This window comes from Microbacterium sp. NPDC091662, assembly GCF_044756705.1.
In the GTDB taxonomy this organism is placed as follows: Bacteria; Actinomycetota; Actinomycetes; order Actinomycetales; family Microbacteriaceae; genus Microbacterium.
In genome coordinates this window covers 2,475,187-2,492,399 of sequence record NZ_JBIVTM010000001.1, presented here as the reverse complement: position 1 = coordinate 2,492,399, position 17,213 = coordinate 2,475,187, and the positions used below count along the sequence as shown (strand labels likewise).

Genomic DNA, 17,213 nt, shown 5'->3' with positions numbered 1-17,213 from the left:
TAGCCAACCGACCGGTTGTTCGTGAACTCTAGTGAGGAGATCGGTTGTTAGTCAAGGCGGCGAACGGTCTCTCACCGGCGTCCGCCTCAGTGCGGTCACCAGGGGTCGAGAACGGGCCATGCCCTGGGGTCAGTGGTGTCTTGTTCCAGGCGGGAGATCGTGTCGAAGCGCATGGAGTGTCGTTCGCGGCCGTCGTACATGGGCCATCCGGGCTTTCCGGTCCGTGCGAAACGCGCCCAGGTCCGATTCATCTCGGACGCCAGCAATGCCGGAGGGTTCTCCCCGAGCAGCGTGTCGAGCCCAGCTGTGTCCAACGTGTTGAAGACGAAAGGAAGCTCCAAGCCGTGGCACGCGCCGAGGGCGCCATCGAAGGTGGGCGGCTGCCATGTGAACTCGTAGACGTGTGTTCGTGGTCGCGCTTGAGCGATACGGAGGGCGGGGATGCGGTAGAAGCCGTCGGTGAAGATCGCGAGCGCCAGCTTCGAGGAGTCAGTGATCCCCCGTGACGCATAGGAGCGGCGAAGGCCGTGAAGACGCGCACCATACCCGCGGGCGAAGAGGAACGCCGTAAGCAGGTTGAGCTTCGAGATGCTTCCATTGGGTACGAAGAAGAGGTTCGCCTCGTCCTGGTTGAATCCGATGAGGAGGTCGATGTCGGAAGACTCTCCGGCGGCGAGGGCTGATCGGGGGAGTGCAGGAAGGATTTCCCCGTCGATCACGGGCTCGAAGGGCATGAGGTTCTGTGTCGCCGCGTGCCCTCGACAGGAAGCCATGCTTCGGATCATGCGTACGCCAAGCTCCGCCTGCGCCCAGAGGAGATGCTCCCGACGGACGGCAGATAGCGCGGCGATGGTCGGGCGCACGCCGAGCAGCCGCGCGAGCTTCCGTGTCACACGCAGCGCCTCGTCCGCAGTCCGGGCACAATCACCGGCACCGGATTGCGCGATTGCGCGGTGGAACAGCCCGCGCGCGCGGGGCATCGCCATCAGAGTACAGACACTCATGGCTCCCGCGGACTCGCCGAAAATCGTCACGAGATCCGGGTCGCCACCGAATCCGGCGATGTTGTCGCGGACCCACTCCAGGGCGGCTACCTGATCGAGCAGGCCAAGGTTCGGAGTCCCCTCCCCAGTCCAAAGGAACCCGTCCACCCCAAGGCGGTAGTTGATCGAGACGTAGACGATGCCTTGCCGGGCGAAACCATCACCGTCGTAAATCGGCAACGCGGATCCTCCACTGACAAACGCACCGCCGTGGATGAAGACCATGACCGGCAGTCGAGCGGTGCTGTCTGGGGACCAGATATTGAGCGTCAAAATGTCGTCGCCACCCGTCCGAGGGCGTGGTACCGGACTCTGCCCGTCGGATGGTTGCTGAGGGGCTGCGGGCCCGAAGGCCGACGCGTCAAATGGATCGGCCCAAACGGACGGTGCTACAGGAGGGCGGAACCGCCGCTCGCCGAATGGCGGAGCGGCATACGGGATCCCACGCCAGGACACGATGCCGTTCCGTCTGACGCCTCTTACCGGCCCGAACGTCGTTCCCACGACTGTTGGTTTCAACGCGCGATTCCGTCGTTCACGAGACACCCTTCGAGTAGGAGCGACCATGCTAGCATTGCCAGCCAACCATTTGGTTGGCTGGTCCTTCCCAGCGTTGGCCCCGAGGGGGATGTATGGAATCTGTCGCTGTCGTGACCGGTGCGGCCCGTGGAATCGGTGCGGCCATCGCGCGTCGCCTGTCTAGTGATGGCTGTGCGGTCGCCGTCCTCGATCTCGACGAGGAGGCTTGCCGGCCTGTCGTCGCGGAGATCGCCACTGGAGGAAGGCGCGCACTAGCTGTCGGCGCCGATGTAGCCAATCCGGATGCAGTCGCTTCCGCCGTCGAACAGATCACGCACAGACTGGGGGCGCCGACGATTCTTGTCAACAACGCGGGAGTCACCCGCGATAACCTCCTGGCGAAGATGACGGAGGAAGACTGGGACACGGTCATGGGCGTGCATCTCCGCGGATCTTTCCTCATGAGCCGTGAGGTGCAGAAGTACCAGGTCGCCGCCGGGTGGGGGCGCATCGTGAACCTCTCTAGCGTTAGTGCGCTCGGACATCGCGGCCAAGCGAACTACTCCGCGGCAAAGGCGGGGCTGCAGGGGTTCACGAAAACTCTCGCCATTGAGCTGGGTGGCTTCGGTGTCACGGTGAATGCCGTAGCTCCGGGCTTCGTTGACACGGACATGACGCGGGCGGCCGTTGCCCGCATCGGGTTGAACTTCGATGAGGTCGCTGCTGCCGCCGCCGCGGAGATTCCTGTCGGCCGCGTCGGGCACCCGGACGATGTGGCGGCCACGGTGTCCTACTTGTGCTCGACAGAGTCCGGCTACGTTTCGGGCCAGGTCATCTACGTCGCTGGCGGGCCCAAGCTCTAATCGAGGAGAGACGCACACGGATGTGGATCATTGCGTCACAGCGCAGAGGTCTTTCGCATTTCCATCCTGAGGTCAAGCATGCGTGTCATCGCCGCATGTGTCTCGCGGTGGGCGAACCGGTGGAGGCCCCAGCGAAGCCGGTTCGGGGCGGCCTCTTGGGATCTCCCCACGAACCAAGAGGCCGCCACCCGACGTCCCACACTATGTGGGACGTCGGGAAGAGGGAACTCGATGACTGCGAAGGACTTGAGGATTACTTGCTCAGCATTTTCAAGGCGAAGTCCACGTAAGTCTCCGTCATCTCTTCATCGTTGTAAGAATTCTGTGCGACCCAGCGGGTGGCTTGTTCAATAAGTCCCCCGAGAGCACCTGTCGCCAGCTCTGCGGGCACCGTTCGAAATCTCTCCTGCTCTATGCCATCTTGAATGGTGCGAGTGGTTGCCGCAATGATGCCCTTGTAGAGCGTGAGGAGAGGGGCGGCAAGCTCGGGAGCAAGCCACTGCATTTCGTTTACATACACGGCTGCAAGAAACGGGTACTGCGTGACCGCGGTCATTCCTGCGCGCATGAACAGTGCGATACGGACTCGTGGATCGTCAGTCACTGGACCCCCTGAGAGCTCGAACTCTTGCTCCACGCTTCGGTGGCGCAGCATGAGCACCGCGAGGAGGAGTTCATCCTTTGACGCGAAGTGGGAGTACAGGGTTGCGTGGTTGATGCCGACATCAGCGGCGATCTCTCGCACTGAAGTCTCGCGGAATCCGGTCGTCGCGAATCGCACGACTGCGGCTTCGAGGATCCGGCCAGCTGTCCCTTTGGGGAGTTCGTCCGCCGGAAGCACCGGTCGTTCGTCCGCACGCAAGCTGAGCTTCTTTTCGAGCACGTTCATTTTCTCCCCGGTTTCGTGCAGAAATGACCTCGACGTACCCCCGTGGGTCGAATCCTCCTGCCTGCCCACTGTACCCGCATGCACTACTCTGGGCTCACTTCGGGGAGAAAAGAGTGGAGGTAGCCAGGAACTATGCCTGGCTACCTCCTGCCGAGCCAACTGGGGAGAAAAGCTCGGCAAGGCGGACACGACGGGGCCTCCGGGGAGAGGGCCGTGGGGATGTCGATCCGCTAGTCTGTGTGTCTGATTCCTTTCAACCGACGTCGATATGGCTGGGCGGCGCGGCTCTCTCGCGCCGCCCAGATCAGACCTCGCTCGGGGCCTCCGTCTCGACAGCCTCACGACGGCGCCTGTTCCGGGCCGCGAGGAGGAACAGGAACGCACCAGCGACGAGAATGCTTGCCCCGCCGACAATCAGCCCGGCCTGAGCGGCCCCTCCGGTGATCGCGAGACCCCCGGAGGGGGTCGACGGGATAGGTCCGGTGGGTACGACGGCTGTCGAATCGGGCGAAGTCGTCGAAAGATCGGTGCCCGTGATCCCGGTCACGTTCGCCGTGTTGATCATCTCCTCAGAAGCCGCATCGGAATCCGTGACGATGTAGTCCGCCGTGACGGTGCGCTTCTCACCGGGAGCGAGGGTGCCAACCACCGGGTTCTGGGACAACCTCGGATCCTGCACGGTGACATCGTTCAGGGTGGTGTTGCCCGAGTTCGTCACGGCGAATGAGTAGGTGACGCGCTCTCCCGGATTCGCTTTTCCATCCTTGTTCGCATCAATAACCTCTGCGGTTTTCACCAACTCCAGTCTCGGAGCTTGCGCCAATGGGACACGTACTTCCGCGGTGGGCTTGGGAGGTTTCGTCCCTCGCGACGGTGTGACGTCAACGGTGGCGATGTTGGTCACACCACCGGCATCGATGCTGCTCTGGTCGACGGCGTAGGTCGCGGTGAAGGTCATCTTCTCGCCGGGGAGCAGCACGCCCTTCGTGGTAGGCCAGTCGCCTCCCTCGGAAATCGCGCTTACCCCTTCGAGCTGATCGGTGATCTCAATGGTGTTGACCGTGACGTTGCCGGTGTTCTTCACTTCGAAGGTGAAGCCAAGCTCGTCGCCCGGCACCGGTCGGGTGTTGTCGCCGGTGGTCTGCTCACCAAGTTTGCGGAACTCGACTCCTGGAACTGCAGGGAGATCGGTCGTTGCTGACGACTCCGACGTGATTGGGTCGCCATCCCCGTCGGTGCCGTGCACGGTCGCAGTATTGACAATGGTGCCGGTCGCTTCGTCGATGTCAGCCTGGGTAAGGGCGTAGGTCGCGGTCGCGGTGACTTTACCGCCTGCGGGGAGGACGCCCTCCTCGCCGGGCCAGTCGCCGAACACGACTTCACTTAGGCCTTGCATTGGATCGTCGATGGTGATGTCGTGAGCCGTGACGTTCCCGGTGTTCTCAATCGTGAAGCGGTACTTCACGATATCCCCAGCCTTCGGGGACTGGGCGTCCGGCAGAGCCGAAGTTTTGGTCAGCTTCAGTGACGGCGTCTGGGGCAATGTCACCGTAGTGCTGCTGTCGAGATCGAGCTCATCCCCGCGCACGGGATCGCCAGTCAGCGTTGCGGTGTTTGCCACACTTCCCTTGTCCAGGTCGGCGGCGGTCAGCGGATAGTCGGCGATGAAGACGGCCTGTTGCCCGGGTGCGAGGGAACCGGGGACACCGGGCCAGCCGTCCTTCAGAGTGACGGCTCCAAGGCCTTTGAGCGGGTCTGTCACGTCTATCCCGGAGATGGTGACGTTGCCCGCGTTACGGACAGCGAACTCGAACCGGACGATCTGTCCCGGCACGGGCGCCGTGAGCGTGCCCTCATCGCCACTGCCATCGATTCGGGTGGTCAACACTCCAGTCTTGACGAAGGATGCTGCCGGTGCCGCCGGGATGATGGTCTCTGTATCACCATCGTCATCCGCTTCCCTTCCATCTGGAGCGGTGCCGGTTGCGGTGGCCTTGTTGAGTATCGTCCCCCGGTCGATATCGGCCTGCGTGACGGTGTACCGCACCGTCCCGACAACAGTATCGCCGGCGCCGAGCGCCTGCCCCGTGATGGTGCCGGGGAACGGCACCGCGTCGAGGCCGAGCATCTGATCGGTCAGACGAATGTCATCGAGGGTGACGTTGCCGGTGTTCTCGGCACGGAAGGTGTACTCGACCTCGTCGCCCGCGACCACCACGGTGGTCGTATCCAAGGACGAGGTCTTCTGCAGAGTGAGAGCAGGGTTCGTGTTCCAGGTGACGGTCGTCTCAGCGTCAGCGGGATCCAGCACCCCGCGGACCGGGATGGCAGTCGCAGTCGCAGTGTTCACGATACGCCCCGCATCCACATCGGACGCGGTGAGCGTGTAAGCCGCGGTGAAGGTGGCCTCTTGCCCGGGAGCGAGCTGACGGTCAACGGTGTTCGGCCAGGAACCCGACAGAGCGGGGGCGGAGACGCCGGCGAGGTGATCGATGATCGCCACGCCGTCAATGGTCACGTTCCCTGTGTTCTTCACGACAAAGGTGAAGTCCACGACCGCACCTGGGGTCGGTGCATCCACGCCGTTTGGGAGAGCGCCGGTCTTCTTCAGCGTCAGGCCCGGTTCGGCGACGATCGCGACGGTGTCGCTGCCCTCCGACCGCACCTCCGTGCCGGTAGCGTCCAAACCACTCGCCGTAGCCGTGTTCGGCACGGAACCCGCGTCGATGTCGGCCTGAGTGAGTGTGTATGTGCCAGTCGCCTTCACCGACGCTCCCGGGGCGAGCTGCCCCGGTGTCGACGGCCACGCCGCATCCCTGATCAGCACCGGATCCGGGCCGAGCTTCGGGTCGGACAGCACGATACTGCGCACGGTCGTATTGCCGGTGTTGGTCACGGTGAACGAATAGTCCACCGTGTCTCCCGCCTTTGTGGTGCCGGTCTTCGTAAGCGAACCGGCCTTGGCGACGGTGAGTGCGCTGGCTGCGGACAAGGGGAAGTCGACTCCGCTCTTCGCCGTCGCCGCTTCGCCACCCGCTGAGGACCCGCTAACGGAGGCCTCGTTCGTCACGGTGCCTGCGTCGATGTCGGCCTGGGTAAGGGCGTAGGTCGCGACGCCGGTCACAGACTCTCCGGCACCGAGGTGTCCGGGGAGCGTCGGCCAACCGTCCGGGAACGAAACCTTCGACAGCCCCTTCATCGGGTCGTTGACGGTCACCTCCGACAGCGGGCCACCGCCTGTGTTCGTCACTTCGAAGCGGTATTGGACCGTGTCGCCGACCGATGGACGCGCCGGGTCGCCGGGCGCCAGCAGCGTGGCGCTCTTTGTCAGCGAGATTGCATCGACGGTGTTGTCATCGGTTGCCGTACCGGTGAGCACCGTGGGCCCGAATGCCGGGTCGGTCACCGTCGCGGTCACCTCGTTGCGGATTGTCGCCGCAGCGGTGTCGTCGACATGCACGGTGACAGTGCGCGTCTGCACCGCGTTAGCGGCGATCGATGGAATCGTCCACGCTACCGCCCCGTTGGCGAACGTTCCACCGTCGGATGCAGAGACGAACGTCGTCCCGGTCGGCAAGGTGTCTACGACCTGCACCCCGTTGAGCTGTTCGTACACGAGGGGGTTGCGGATTGACACCGTGTAAGTGGTTTGCTGGCCGCGCACCACCCCGGTCACACCGTCGGTCTTTTCGACGCCGAGGCTCACGGCCGGAGCGTCGGGCTGGCGGGTCGTGATCGTGTGCGAGTTGTTGTCCGGGTTCGTGTCGCGCACGTTCGTCAGAATCTCCGCGGTCACCGAGACTGGGGTGGGGGAAGTCACGATCGCTGGCAGGTCGAATGGAACCTTCACGCCCTGTGGCATGTCTTTAAGGGGGGTGCAGGTGAGCGTGGCCGGGCCGGTGATGGGCGCGTCAGTTGGCGTGCAGGTCCATCCCTGGATGTTGAGGTTCGGGATGGTCACGCCCGCGGGGATGGAGATCTTGACAGTCGTTGCCACCGGGCTCGTGCCCGATTCGTTCGCGAACACGAAGGGGAACGTGGTCGGTCGTCCCTGCTGAGTCGAGATCGTGTCCACACCTCCCGCGCTCAGGTCGGCTTCCGCGATCAGCGCACATACTGCTGTCGGCTCCGACGGCAGCGTCTGCGCGGAATCAATCGCCACCGAGTTGCAGGCACGTAGATCCGGCTTGCCCCCGAGCACGGAAGCCGTGTAGGTGAACTGTGCCTTCTGGCCGGGGGCAAGCGATCCGGACACGACGGCACGGATCGCTTGCTTGCCCGACGCACTCGGGCCCCAGTCGTTCACCGTTCCTGCCGGGGACACCTCGGGACGGGCGGGGTTGGTGGAAGCGGAATAGGAGAGCGTGAGGTTCGCGGAGACCGCGCTCACAGTGCCGACTCGTTCCGAGAACTGTGAGCCGCGAGAAGTTCCTACTGTGCCCGGGATCAATCCCGTGTCTCCGATGAACGGGAGCACGTCGTAGCCCACCACGTTCGACAGAGTGGTGTTGCCGTGGTTCTGGAGAGTGATGCGGTACTTAATGTCCGTCGCGTTCGATGGAACTGGCACAGACTTCGCGGAGTCGGACAGCCAGGTGCATCCTTCCGGAGCACCCGCGGTCGGAAGGCAGATTTCCTTCAGAACCCCCAGGTTGTCGGCGCCCGACACAGTGACGGTCTGGCGGGCTGCGGAGAACCAGGCCGATGTCTGTCCGCTCCCGTCCACGTCTGCTGTGTTCTGGACCGCGGTGAGCGCCTCTTTCGGGAACGCGAACGTCGTGTTGTCTGTGGTGTATCGGCGTTCCGAGTCTCCGAACCAAGTTTCTGCAACGCTCTGCGTTCCCGCGGCGACAGCGAAAGTGGGGCTGGCGATCACATGCATCTTCGGTGCCGAGGCGTTCATGGACGCGCTCGTCCCTTGGGGCCATCGCGCGACGACGACATCCCGCATCACGCCGTTGATTTGCTTCGATGCGTAGGAGATCTGAACGCCAGCGGGCACTGCCGTGTCGAACGTCGCCGAGTTCTTCTGCACGGTCCAGCCCGTCGGAGCGATGAACACGTATTCCGGGTTGAAGCCAGTACCGGGGATCTTCGCGGTACTCCCGCCCACTGTGAATGTCACGGCACGCTCGGGCACCGCCTGCCCTCCGCCGTCGACGACAGCCGGCGTCGTGAAGTCCGCTCGAATCTCGGCTTTCTCACCAACGAGGCGGACCGTCTTGGACGCCGTGTTCGCCGCCGCTTTGATGTCGGTACCGGGCCACGTCATCGTCGACGTCGCCGTATTCGTCCGCGCACCCGGGGTCATACCTGGGAGCACGGAGAACACGAAGTTCGCGCTGAACTGGGTCGAGGTTGTCTCACTCGGTGCTTGACGTCCGGGTTTGATCTCCGGGCTCGTCAGCCGCACCCAAGTGAATGTGCGGCCCGGTGGAGCCGTTACAGAATCGGGTGTCGAGCCTGTCGTGCCGTCGTCAAGGCGCCATTCGATCACGGACCCATTCACCGCACCACCGGGTAGACCACCGGGAAGGCTGGCCCAGACTCGCGTCACAGGGAGATCCGTCTTCGTCAGATCATCCTCAATCACCGCAACCGCCGGACGATTGCCCTTGTTCTGGACCACCACAGCCCACGTTCCCGTCGTCGCGACGGTGTTCGGGATCGGGATGTCGGTGGCGGCCGCTCCGCCGCCCAACGTCGCTTCCTTGTACATTCCGGCGGTTCCGAAAGGGGCCCAGCAGGCCACGCGCAGCTTCGCCGTCGTGTTCGCCGTCTTTGTCGTGCGTGCGGTATCGAGGTACGTCACCTCGGTCGCGAACTTCAGGTCTAGATCGGTAGAGAAGTTGCACCCCGATGCGTCCGCCCCCGGGAAACTCGCGCCCGGATCGACCTGAAACGAGACATCCCTTTGGCCATACGGAGCAGTGGCGTTGAAAGCCCTCGCGACGCTTCCCCAGCCGCCGAGCGCTTGCGCGTCCGGAGCATCCTTCGTCCCTCTCGACCACGTGATGGTGCGGGTGGCAGGATCCCACACTCCACCATTCACGACCGGCACGTTAGGGGTGAGCCCAAGAGGCACAGAGAGGACATTCTTGAAGCTGCCTGCTCCGACGACATCCGCGTTACTGAAGAGCGAATAGTCGACGTCTCGGAACGCGCCGGAGGTCATCTTCAGGTATGCGTTGGCTGTCCCGCCTGGCGTGGCTGTCTGACCCGGAGTAATGCTGACACGAGGGTCAGGTACCGTACTAGACCAGGTCACGGGCGAGGCCGTCGCGGTTGGTGCGTTACTAGCGGTATCCGCCTTCAGTGTCGCGGCCATTTTGATCTGGAATCCAGATGGATACCATTGGGCTGGCACGGGACGCGAGGCACCGGCGACCTTGCGCGAGGGGAGAACCTGGTACACGGCCAGGAACGTTCCGGAGTCGCCCGCAGCGATGTCACCAAGCGGGAACGTCCACCCGTCCTTGTCACTGCCGCTCGGGGAAGCGGTCGTGGTCGATCCGTCCGGACGTGTCCACGTCTCGTACTGCAGCAGATACCCACTGCCGATCCCGTAGGGATCAACCTGCGACGGCGAGAGCTTCACAGACGCGTTCGTGCACGCCTCGACGGCACACGAAAAGCTGACCTTGTAGGCGATCCGATCATTGTTCTGCCCGTATCCAGTCCCGCTGATGGGCGCGCCCGTCAGATTATTGACCGGTTCAATGCCAACGTCCAGCACGGCGTTTCCCGCGGCGTGCGCTGCGACCCCGGGGACGAAGACCCCAGCGACAACAACGGCAAATGTAGCGAGCACCGCGCCGAGCCCACGGCGTAGGCGGCGCCAGGAGCTTCGGCTTGAACGGTCGGAAAATGAAACAGACATATTGCCCCCAGCACAAAGTCGGATCGGAATGAAAAGCAGAAAGTCGAGCGACCGGGTTACCGCTCTGCGTTGACAGCAACGTCAATACTCAGTCGCGAGTCGTTGGTACCGCTGAGGATGGTCACGAGGGCCGCATAGTTGTTCGCCCCGTCTTCGGGGCGAACAGAGCAGTCCAGCTCCACACCTTTTTTGGCGCTCACCGCTCCGTTACCGCAGTCCACGTCGGCGTTGACGCCGAGGCGCGCTTTGATGCGTTGCTCCACGTGGTCCGCCACGACGTCCCTGGCAATGCTGCCGCCGGAGGCGCAGCCGGTGAGCGCCGTCATTGCGGTTGCGCAAGCAGTAATCGCAACGACGGAAGGCCAGACCCTCCCCATACCCATCGTCAATCCCCCCAGTACATCCCCAGTAGCCAACCAACCGGTTGTTCATCAACTGTACCATGTTCTCGAACACCCACCACACCAGCCCCGTCACCGCGGTACCGACGACCTCACCGGGCGACGCTGGCGCGCACGAAGATGAACTACTACCCGGACAGCGACCAGGACGGCCGTGTTCGAGCCACGTTCTACGCTGGCCGCGACAAGTACCGTTGGGCGTCGTTGAGTCACTGGAACGCGAGTTCAACAACGGCGAAACACTTCGAGCCGATGCCTCCCGGCACAGGTCCGGTAGGGCGTCCTCTGGAGTGAGGTGAACCGCCGGAGTCCTTCAAGAGGGGGGAGTTGATTTTGACTGCGAGATTCCGACGAGATGGGCATTCTAGAGGGCCAAGGCCGCTGCCACCCCGTAGAGGGGCTACGGTCCAGTCAACCCAACGAAGGGCGACGATTGTCACGACGGCGAGGCCTACGAGGGAGGGCTACGGTAGGCCCTCCTCGTAGGTGCTTCCCCGAGTTTCGTCTTGTGGCGATGACCAAAAGAAGACCTAGCACAGTCATGATCGCCACCAAGATCAACGGTGGGGCTATCTGCCCCGCACGAGGCTGGAACTCCGACCCCACAAGCCCATACGAGGGCACCACTGAGTGCAAGGACACCAAGGGTAAGGAGTCTGACCTTCAGTGCCGGGGCCATCCTTGCTTCTCCTCCTGCTAGGACTTTTGGAGCGACAAGATCAAGCCGGAACTGGCCCCGAGCCCTAGCGAACCGAGGCCACGACCATCGCACACGATGTCGCCAAGAGCCGTGACCGCCTGCTCGACCGAGACCGTTAAGAAGCGGGCCCTGTCGGCACCCTACAAAGCCCCGCGCCCCCGCGACCGCGAAGGGCGGATACGGTCAGGTCACGCAGGCTCGCGGCCCCAGAAGTACCACCCTGCAGGTGCGCCCTTGTAGGGGCCGTCCGTCGAGTAGTAGCAAGGGCGGTAAATGGTGGTCCAGGAGGAACGATAGGCACGCTCCGCCGCCTTGCACACCGCAGCCGACGAGTACGGTCCTTTGACGTGCACCATGAAGGGTCGTGCAGCGAGAGCCGACGAATGCACAGCGGCATCCACCTTTGCGGCCGCAGTCGCTGCAGTGACGCTGGCGCTGGCGCCTACTGCAGGCACCGTGGTCAATAGCGTTGCCCCCAACACTCCCGTGATGATCGCCGTTCTCAAACTAGACGTAGTCATCGCAGCTTCTCCTTATCTCGGGTCGAGCGTCATGCACGACGATCTTCTCTTACTCCTCTCAAGCTGTCGATGGGCAGGATTACCCAGACGGGTGCTCTCTAGAAGGTGCGCTCGGCGTCGAAGATGGCCACTGCCTGAGTTTCAGGGATCGGTGCAGAACTAAGCTTGGTCAATAGAATGACCGCGCGGGCAAGGTCTTCGCGCTCACTCGTCTCGATCTCGGGCCAGGAGTTCGCAGCTGCGGTGAAGGCGGAGATCGCGCCCACGGTGTCCGCGGTTGATGTTGCTGCTTTGACTGTCTTGACGGCCGCTTTGAACGCCGCGGTGGCTTTACCTGCGCTCTTCGTGGGCCATGCATCAAAGGGCAGGCCGTACTCTTCAAGGAACCACGTTCGAGTCCGGGGGTGACTTACGGACCTGTGGCGCTCAGTGGGCGGCAGCTTCTTCATCTGCGATCGCATGACCTTGCTGGCGTCCGCATCGCAGTTGAAGACAATGATGCGTTCCAGATCCGGCCAACAAGAAAGGCTCGGAAATGCTGACAAATCCGGGACGAAACGGAGCGCGAGACCACGTAGTGACAGCCCCTGCAGTGACTCCCAGTTCGCGCACGCACCAGCCAATTCCAGATCCTCCAGCCCAGGGAACTGCAGCAAGGAGCTCACGTCGAACGGAACATCCAGCGGACTAGAAGACACAGAGATCTCTTGAATTCCCCCAAGCTCGGTCAACTGAGGCAGACGGCGGGAGCCCTGTGAACCATCCGCCAGTGCCGGCTCTCCATCGGGAGACGGCCTGACCGGCAGCACAAACTCCAGCCTCGGCACTAACCCATCCGCGGCCGCATGCACAGCGAAATCGACAGGATCTCCGACAAGCGACACCCGCTCACACACTGTCGCCGACGGTAGGGCCACGTCCAAACGGTGCCCCCGAGAAACCAGAGTTAGTGCGCCAATACAGGCCCGGCTGAGATCGGTCGTCACATTCGCGGTTGCTCGATAACTCAGGCTCTCGATCGGCCGATGTTCAGACCAGGAGAACACCGAGAGATCCTGGCCTTCGTACTCAATCCATCTTGGCCAATGCGACCCTGCCGGTGTCTGCAATGAATCAAATGCTTCCCACCGCACAACCGTATCCGAGTCCACGACTAAGTCGGGGACGCCCCCATCGCGTCGCGGACCAACACTCACCGATCCAACTCCCGGTTCCAGCACCAAGGTGTGGCTCGCTGGACCCACGAGATCCAACACCACCGTCTCACCGCGACTCATCCATGAAGTATCGCATCCACCGGAGCGGAAACTGACCATCCAATGACGGGTCCAGCACCTTGGCGCCTACCCGGCACCAAGGGCAAACGAAGGCCCGAAGATACAAATGTCCTGTCTCACCGGATCTGCAGAAATCTCACCTACTTGCAGATCGTCGCACCGGAGTTTGCAGATTCTCACCGGAGTTGTCGCTCGGCGGCGTGGTGTCGGTTCCGCGCGAAGCAGCAGAGTAGCTTTCACGTCAAGTTGGGACCCGCACCGCGGAACACCTCCGCGGACACCGCTGACCGAACGGAGTCCGCAATGACGCTGACGACCAACTGGCTGCAGGCGATCGATGGAACGAACGCTCTCGCAGCCACCATTCGATACTCGCTTATGGGTTCGCCCAAGAGGTGACACCGGCAGACGCCGGGTCGGTCGCCTTCGAGGAGACGTCTCCCGTCCGGAAACTTCCGGACTACCCGCATAAGCGAAACGTCGAAGGTCGCTTCCACGGCCATGATGAGAGCGTAGGGGCGATGATCTGAAGCCTCACTCGCGGGGCCGACGACGCCGTCCACGAACTGGAGCGGTATCTGGTCCAATCCGAGAAGACGGTCCTCGGCGCATTCTCACGCATCGGTAGCGCGTAACGACAGACGGCCCTCACCCCAATAATTGGATCGGCGGTCGACCATGACCTGGTCGGGAGGCGCTTCATGAGTACGCGGATGCGCCCCCGGTGCCTGCGTGCCGAGAGTTCTCGATCTCTGCTTTCTGATGTCTTGCCCCGCGATGCCTTCTTGATGTCGCGTTCTACCTCGCCATTGGCTATCGGACTCGCCGTAGGAATCGTTGGCGTGGCAGCTTGGTGTCTTCGTCACTGCTCCACAGGCTTCAGAGATGAATAGTCGGAGCCTTTCAACGCAAGTTCGATTCGTGGATGGGATCGGGTTTGCTGTTTGATGCTGATGCGGCGGGTCGGAGCGCTGGGATGAATCGTGTTTCGAGGATCTTCGCAACGCCATCGGAGTCGTGGGATTGGATGATGATGTCTGCTGCGTTCCGTGCGTCATCGATTGCGTCTACAGGAGCGAGAGAGACGTCGGCGATTGCCATCATCGCGAGATCGTTGTGGTTGTCACCGAAGGCGACGAGCGAGGTAGCGCCCGTGTCGCTCAACAGAAGTTCGATCGCGTTGTGTTTACCGGCGGTAGTGCTGGCGATCTCGAGGCAGTCGGTTTCGGTGTAGATGTTGCGGTATGGGAGGAGTTGAACGTCGGATGTGTTGGTGAGGTCAGTCGCGACCTGGTTGATCGTGTTGTCGTCTCCGACGACAGCGATGTAAATGATCTCTCCGAGCCGCTGCCAGTCCGTGGGACCCAGCTCGGTGAACTGGCCGGTGTCGGCGTGCGCAGCGGGGGTGTTGTACTGCTCGGAGAGCAGGTCGGTGTCCCGGGTGTAGCCGATGCGGAGCTTGCCGTCGTGAATCGCGTAGATGAATGCTCCGGCGTTGTGGCGCGTGATGGCGTCTTGCACATGCTCCACTGCACGTCTGCTGATTGGGTACCAGTGGATGAAGCGCGCTTGCGCGAAGGAGTATAGGGCGGCACCGTTCATCACGATCGCGGGGAGCTCGAGATTGAGTGGAGCGAGTCGGTCGCGGCAGCTGTGTGGCATGCGCGCGGTAGCGATGGCGAACAGTCCGCCGAGTTCGATGAGTCTGTTGACTGCCTGTGCTGTGCGTTCGGTGATTTGGCGGTTTGCGTTGAGGAGGGTGCCGTCGAGGTCGCTCACGAAGAGTGCGTGCGAAGTATCGATAGTGTTCATCGGGTGTCCTCGGGTGTGCGGTCTCGTGTTGCGGGGATGGCGCCTGTGAGTCCGCGTCGTTCGGCGGCCAGACGTGCTATGCGTGTGCGGGCTGCGTACCACCCGATGATCAGGGCGGGGATGCCGAGTGCGACGAATGTCGCCACGGTGAAGGTTCCTGTGGGGTAGTCGATCGCGATGAGAACGAAGGTGACCGCGAAGCCGGCGAGTGCGAGATAGCTCGTCACGGGCGCGCCTGGCATGCGGTAGCTGGGCATCGGGGCCTCGCCGGCGGTGACTTTGCGTCGGAGGGCGATCTGGCAGAGGACGATAGTCGCCCATGTGGATAGGATGCCCAGGGTTGACATGTTGAGGGCGATCTCGAACGCGTTCTCGGGCACGACGTAGTTGAGTCCGACTCCGAGGAGTGCAACGGCCGCGGTGACGAGAATACCCATGTAGGGGACGCCGTTTCGGCCCATGCGTGCGGCGAACTTCGGTGCGGCACCGTTGAGTGCCATCGATCGGAGGCTTCTGCCGGTCGAGTACAAGCCTGCGTTCATGGCGGAGAGTGCTGCGGTGATGACGACGAGATTCATCACACTTCCGGCGATCTCACCCGTGCGCTGGCCGCCGAGGCTTGCGAAGAAGGTCACGAAGGGTGACTCGCTTGCAGAGTAGGCGGTGTTGGGTAGGAGCAGGGAGAGCAGGATGACAGTGGCGATGTAGAAGATACCGATGCGCCACATGACGGAGCTCACGGCTTTGGGGATGACTTTGCGTGGCTCGGCGGTTTCGCCGGCAGCGGTTCCGATGAGTTCGGTGCCACCGTAGGCGAAGATGACGCCTTGGAAGACGAACACGAGGGCGAGGAGTCCTCCGGGGAGGATGCCGCCGTTGTCGGCCCACATGAACAGGGAGGGCTGGCTGGTGGCTCCGTCGTGCTGTAGCGGCCATCCGAATGCGAGAACGATGGTGCCGATGATCAGGAATGCGATTATCGCGGCAACCTTGATGAACGCGAACCAGAACTCGAGTTCGCCGAAGAGCTTCACTGAGATCAGATTGACCGCGAGGATCCCGATGAGAGCGATCAGAGCGAGAAGCCACTGAGGTACGGATGTGAAGAACGACCAGAAGTGCGCGTAGGTGGCGACTGCGGTGACGTCGATGATCGCGACGGTCGCCCAGAAGAGGAAGTTCATCCATCCGGCGACAAACGCGAACTTCTCACCGTAGAACTCTCGGGCATATGAGATGAACGAGCCAGACGATGGCCGGTGCACGACCAACTCGCCGAGCGCGCGCATCATGAAGTAGACAAGCAGGCCCGCGACTGCGTAGGCGATGAAGAGCGAGGGGCCTGCAGAGGCAAGTCGTCCGCCGGCACCAAGAAAAAGCCCGGATCCGATTGCTCCGGCGATCGCGATCATTCGGATCTGGCGGGTTTTCAGGTGAGGGCGGTAGCCCTCCTGCTCATGTTGGTACGGATCGTTGATAACGGCATCTGTCTCTGGTGTCGGAGTCTTGGGGAGCGCGTCGTTCGATGATGATTCCATGCTGGGACCTCCTTGTCCGGTGACCCCGAACTCGGGGTCCCTTGGTCTCGATGGGATGGGCCGGGCCCGCCGTTCGAAGGGACGATGCCCGGCCCGCAATGGTGTGTCAGGCCGTTCGGCTCGCGTCGAGTGCGGCGGTGAGCTGTGCGGTGAGGGATCCTTTGCGCGGGTCGAGCAGTCCGGCGAACGCGGCTTGCCCAATCGTGAAGCCGTCGACGCCGGCTACTGCAAGCGTGCGAATCCTTTCGGTGGTGGAGATGCTCCCCGCTACTACGAGCCGCCCGGTCGTGGCCGCGCGTGCGGCTTTCACCAAGTCGAGGGGATCCGCATCGCTTGCCCGGTACGCGAGAAGGTCGACGCCCGCCGCACCTGCGGCCTCCGCGGCGCGGCAGTCCGCGGCAACCGACTCCGGTGTGCCGCCGAGCACAGTCGGATGGCCAGTCGGCACGCCTGGGAACGGGAGGAATCCGATGTCGCTGCCGTCGAGGACAGCGAGGATCTCTTCTACCCAGACACCGCCCATGATCCAGTCGACCCCCAACTCACGGCCGAGGCGCGCGGACTCCAAGGCGGCTTCACGAGTCTCACTCACGACCTCGAGGTAGCTTTCCGCGCCGCGCGCCTTGATCTTGTCGTGGAGAGCGCGGAGGGTGTCGATGTCGACGCCGATGTCTTTGAACCCGATGTGCTCCAGCGGCACGTCGACGAGTTCGTCCATGACCTCCAGACAGTCTGTGATGGTCTGGTCGGCGCGGGTGAGCATGAAGATG

At 62.8% G+C, this 17,213-nt stretch carries 9 protein-coding genes; 1 reads left to right on the top strand and 8 read right to left on the bottom strand.

The annotated features are described in order from the left end of the window. Nucleotides 1-95 precede the first annotated feature (95 nt). Entirely contained in the window at nucleotides 96-1,610 is a 1,515-nt protein-coding gene (locus ACIQLD_RS12160; protein ID WP_402608242.1) for a carboxylesterase/lipase family protein, read from the bottom strand. 65 nt (nucleotides 1,611-1,675) lie between these two features. Between ACIQLD_RS12160 and fabG the strand changes: the two genes are divergently transcribed. Further along, complete coding sequence (fabG, locus tag ACIQLD_RS12155) at nucleotides 1,676-2,425, top strand: 3-oxoacyl-ACP reductase FabG (RefSeq protein WP_402608241.1); 750 nt, start codon at nucleotides 1,676-1,678, stop codon at nucleotides 2,423-2,425. A gap of 253 nt (nucleotides 2,426-2,678) precedes the next feature. On the opposite strand, the gene ACIQLD_RS12150 is transcribed toward fabG, so the two are convergent. From ACIQLD_RS12150 to ACIQLD_RS12120, 7 genes are all read right to left on the bottom strand, one after another. Next, nucleotides 2,679-3,308: a TetR/AcrR family transcriptional regulator gene (locus ACIQLD_RS12150; protein ID WP_402608240.1), complete on the bottom strand. Its 630-nt coding sequence runs from the start codon at nucleotides 3,306-3,308 to the stop codon at nucleotides 2,679-2,681. Nucleotides 3,309-3,618: 310 nt separating this feature from the next. Continuing rightward, complete coding sequence (locus ACIQLD_RS12145; RefSeq protein WP_402608239.1) at nucleotides 3,619-10,125, bottom strand: hypothetical protein; 6,507 nt, start codon at nucleotides 10,123-10,125, stop codon at nucleotides 3,619-3,621. A gap of 125 nt (nucleotides 10,126-10,250) precedes the next feature. Then, nucleotides 10,251-10,520 (bottom strand): hypothetical protein, encoded by a 270-nt coding sequence (locus ACIQLD_RS12140; RefSeq protein ID WP_402608238.1) that lies wholly within the window; start codon nucleotides 10,518-10,520, stop codon nucleotides 10,251-10,253. A gap of 1,394 nt (nucleotides 10,521-11,914) precedes the next feature. After that, a complete protein-coding gene (locus tag ACIQLD_RS12135; RefSeq protein ID WP_402608237.1) occupies nucleotides 11,915-12,862 on the bottom strand; it encodes a hypothetical protein in 948 nt (315 codons plus the stop codon). Between the two features lie 1,134 nt (nucleotides 12,863-13,996). Further along, nucleotides 13,997-14,905 carry an HAD-IIB family hydrolase gene (locus ACIQLD_RS12130; protein ID WP_402608236.1) on the bottom strand — a complete coding sequence of 303 codons (909 nt, stop codon included), beginning with the start codon at nucleotides 14,903-14,905 and terminating at the stop codon, nucleotides 13,997-13,999. Continuing rightward, the gene (locus ACIQLD_RS12125) at nucleotides 14,902-16,443 is read right to left on the bottom strand and encodes an amino acid permease (protein WP_402608235.1); all 1,542 of its coding nucleotides are present in this window, start codon (nucleotides 16,441-16,443) and stop codon (nucleotides 14,902-14,904) included. The genes ACIQLD_RS12130 and ACIQLD_RS12125 overlap by 4 nt, the downstream gene beginning before the upstream one ends. Nucleotides 16,444-16,549: 106 nt before the next feature. Further along, on the bottom strand, nucleotides 16,550-17,206 hold the full coding sequence (locus ACIQLD_RS12120; protein ID WP_402608234.1) for a hypothetical protein: 657 nt from the start codon (nucleotides 17,204-17,206) through the stop codon (nucleotides 16,550-16,552). Nucleotides 17,207-17,213 lie beyond the last annotated feature (7 nt).

Bases quoted from the DNA above. Each gene is read 5' to 3' on its own strand.
- ACIQLD_RS12160 (WP_402608242.1), bottom strand. From the start codon at position 1,610: ATGGTCGCTCCTACTCGAAGGGTGTCTCGTGAACGACGGAATCGCGCG.
- ACIQLD_RS12120 (WP_402608234.1), bottom strand. From the start codon at position 17,206: ATGCTCACCCGCGCCGACCAGACCATCACAGACTGTCTGGAGGTCATG.
- ACIQLD_RS12140 (WP_402608238.1), bottom strand. From the start codon at position 10,520: ATGACGGCGCTCACCGGCTGCGCCTCCGGCGGCAGCATTGCCAGGGAC.
- fabG (WP_402608241.1), top strand. From the start codon at position 1,676: ATGGAATCTGTCGCTGTCGTGACCGGTGCGGCCCGTGGAATCGGTGCG.
- ACIQLD_RS12130 (WP_402608236.1), bottom strand. From the start codon at position 14,905: ATGAACACTATCGATACTTCGCACGCACTCTTCGTGAGCGACCTCGAC.
- ACIQLD_RS12125 (WP_402608235.1), bottom strand. From the start codon at position 16,443: ATGGAATCATCATCGAACGACGCGCTCCCCAAGACTCCGACACCAGAG.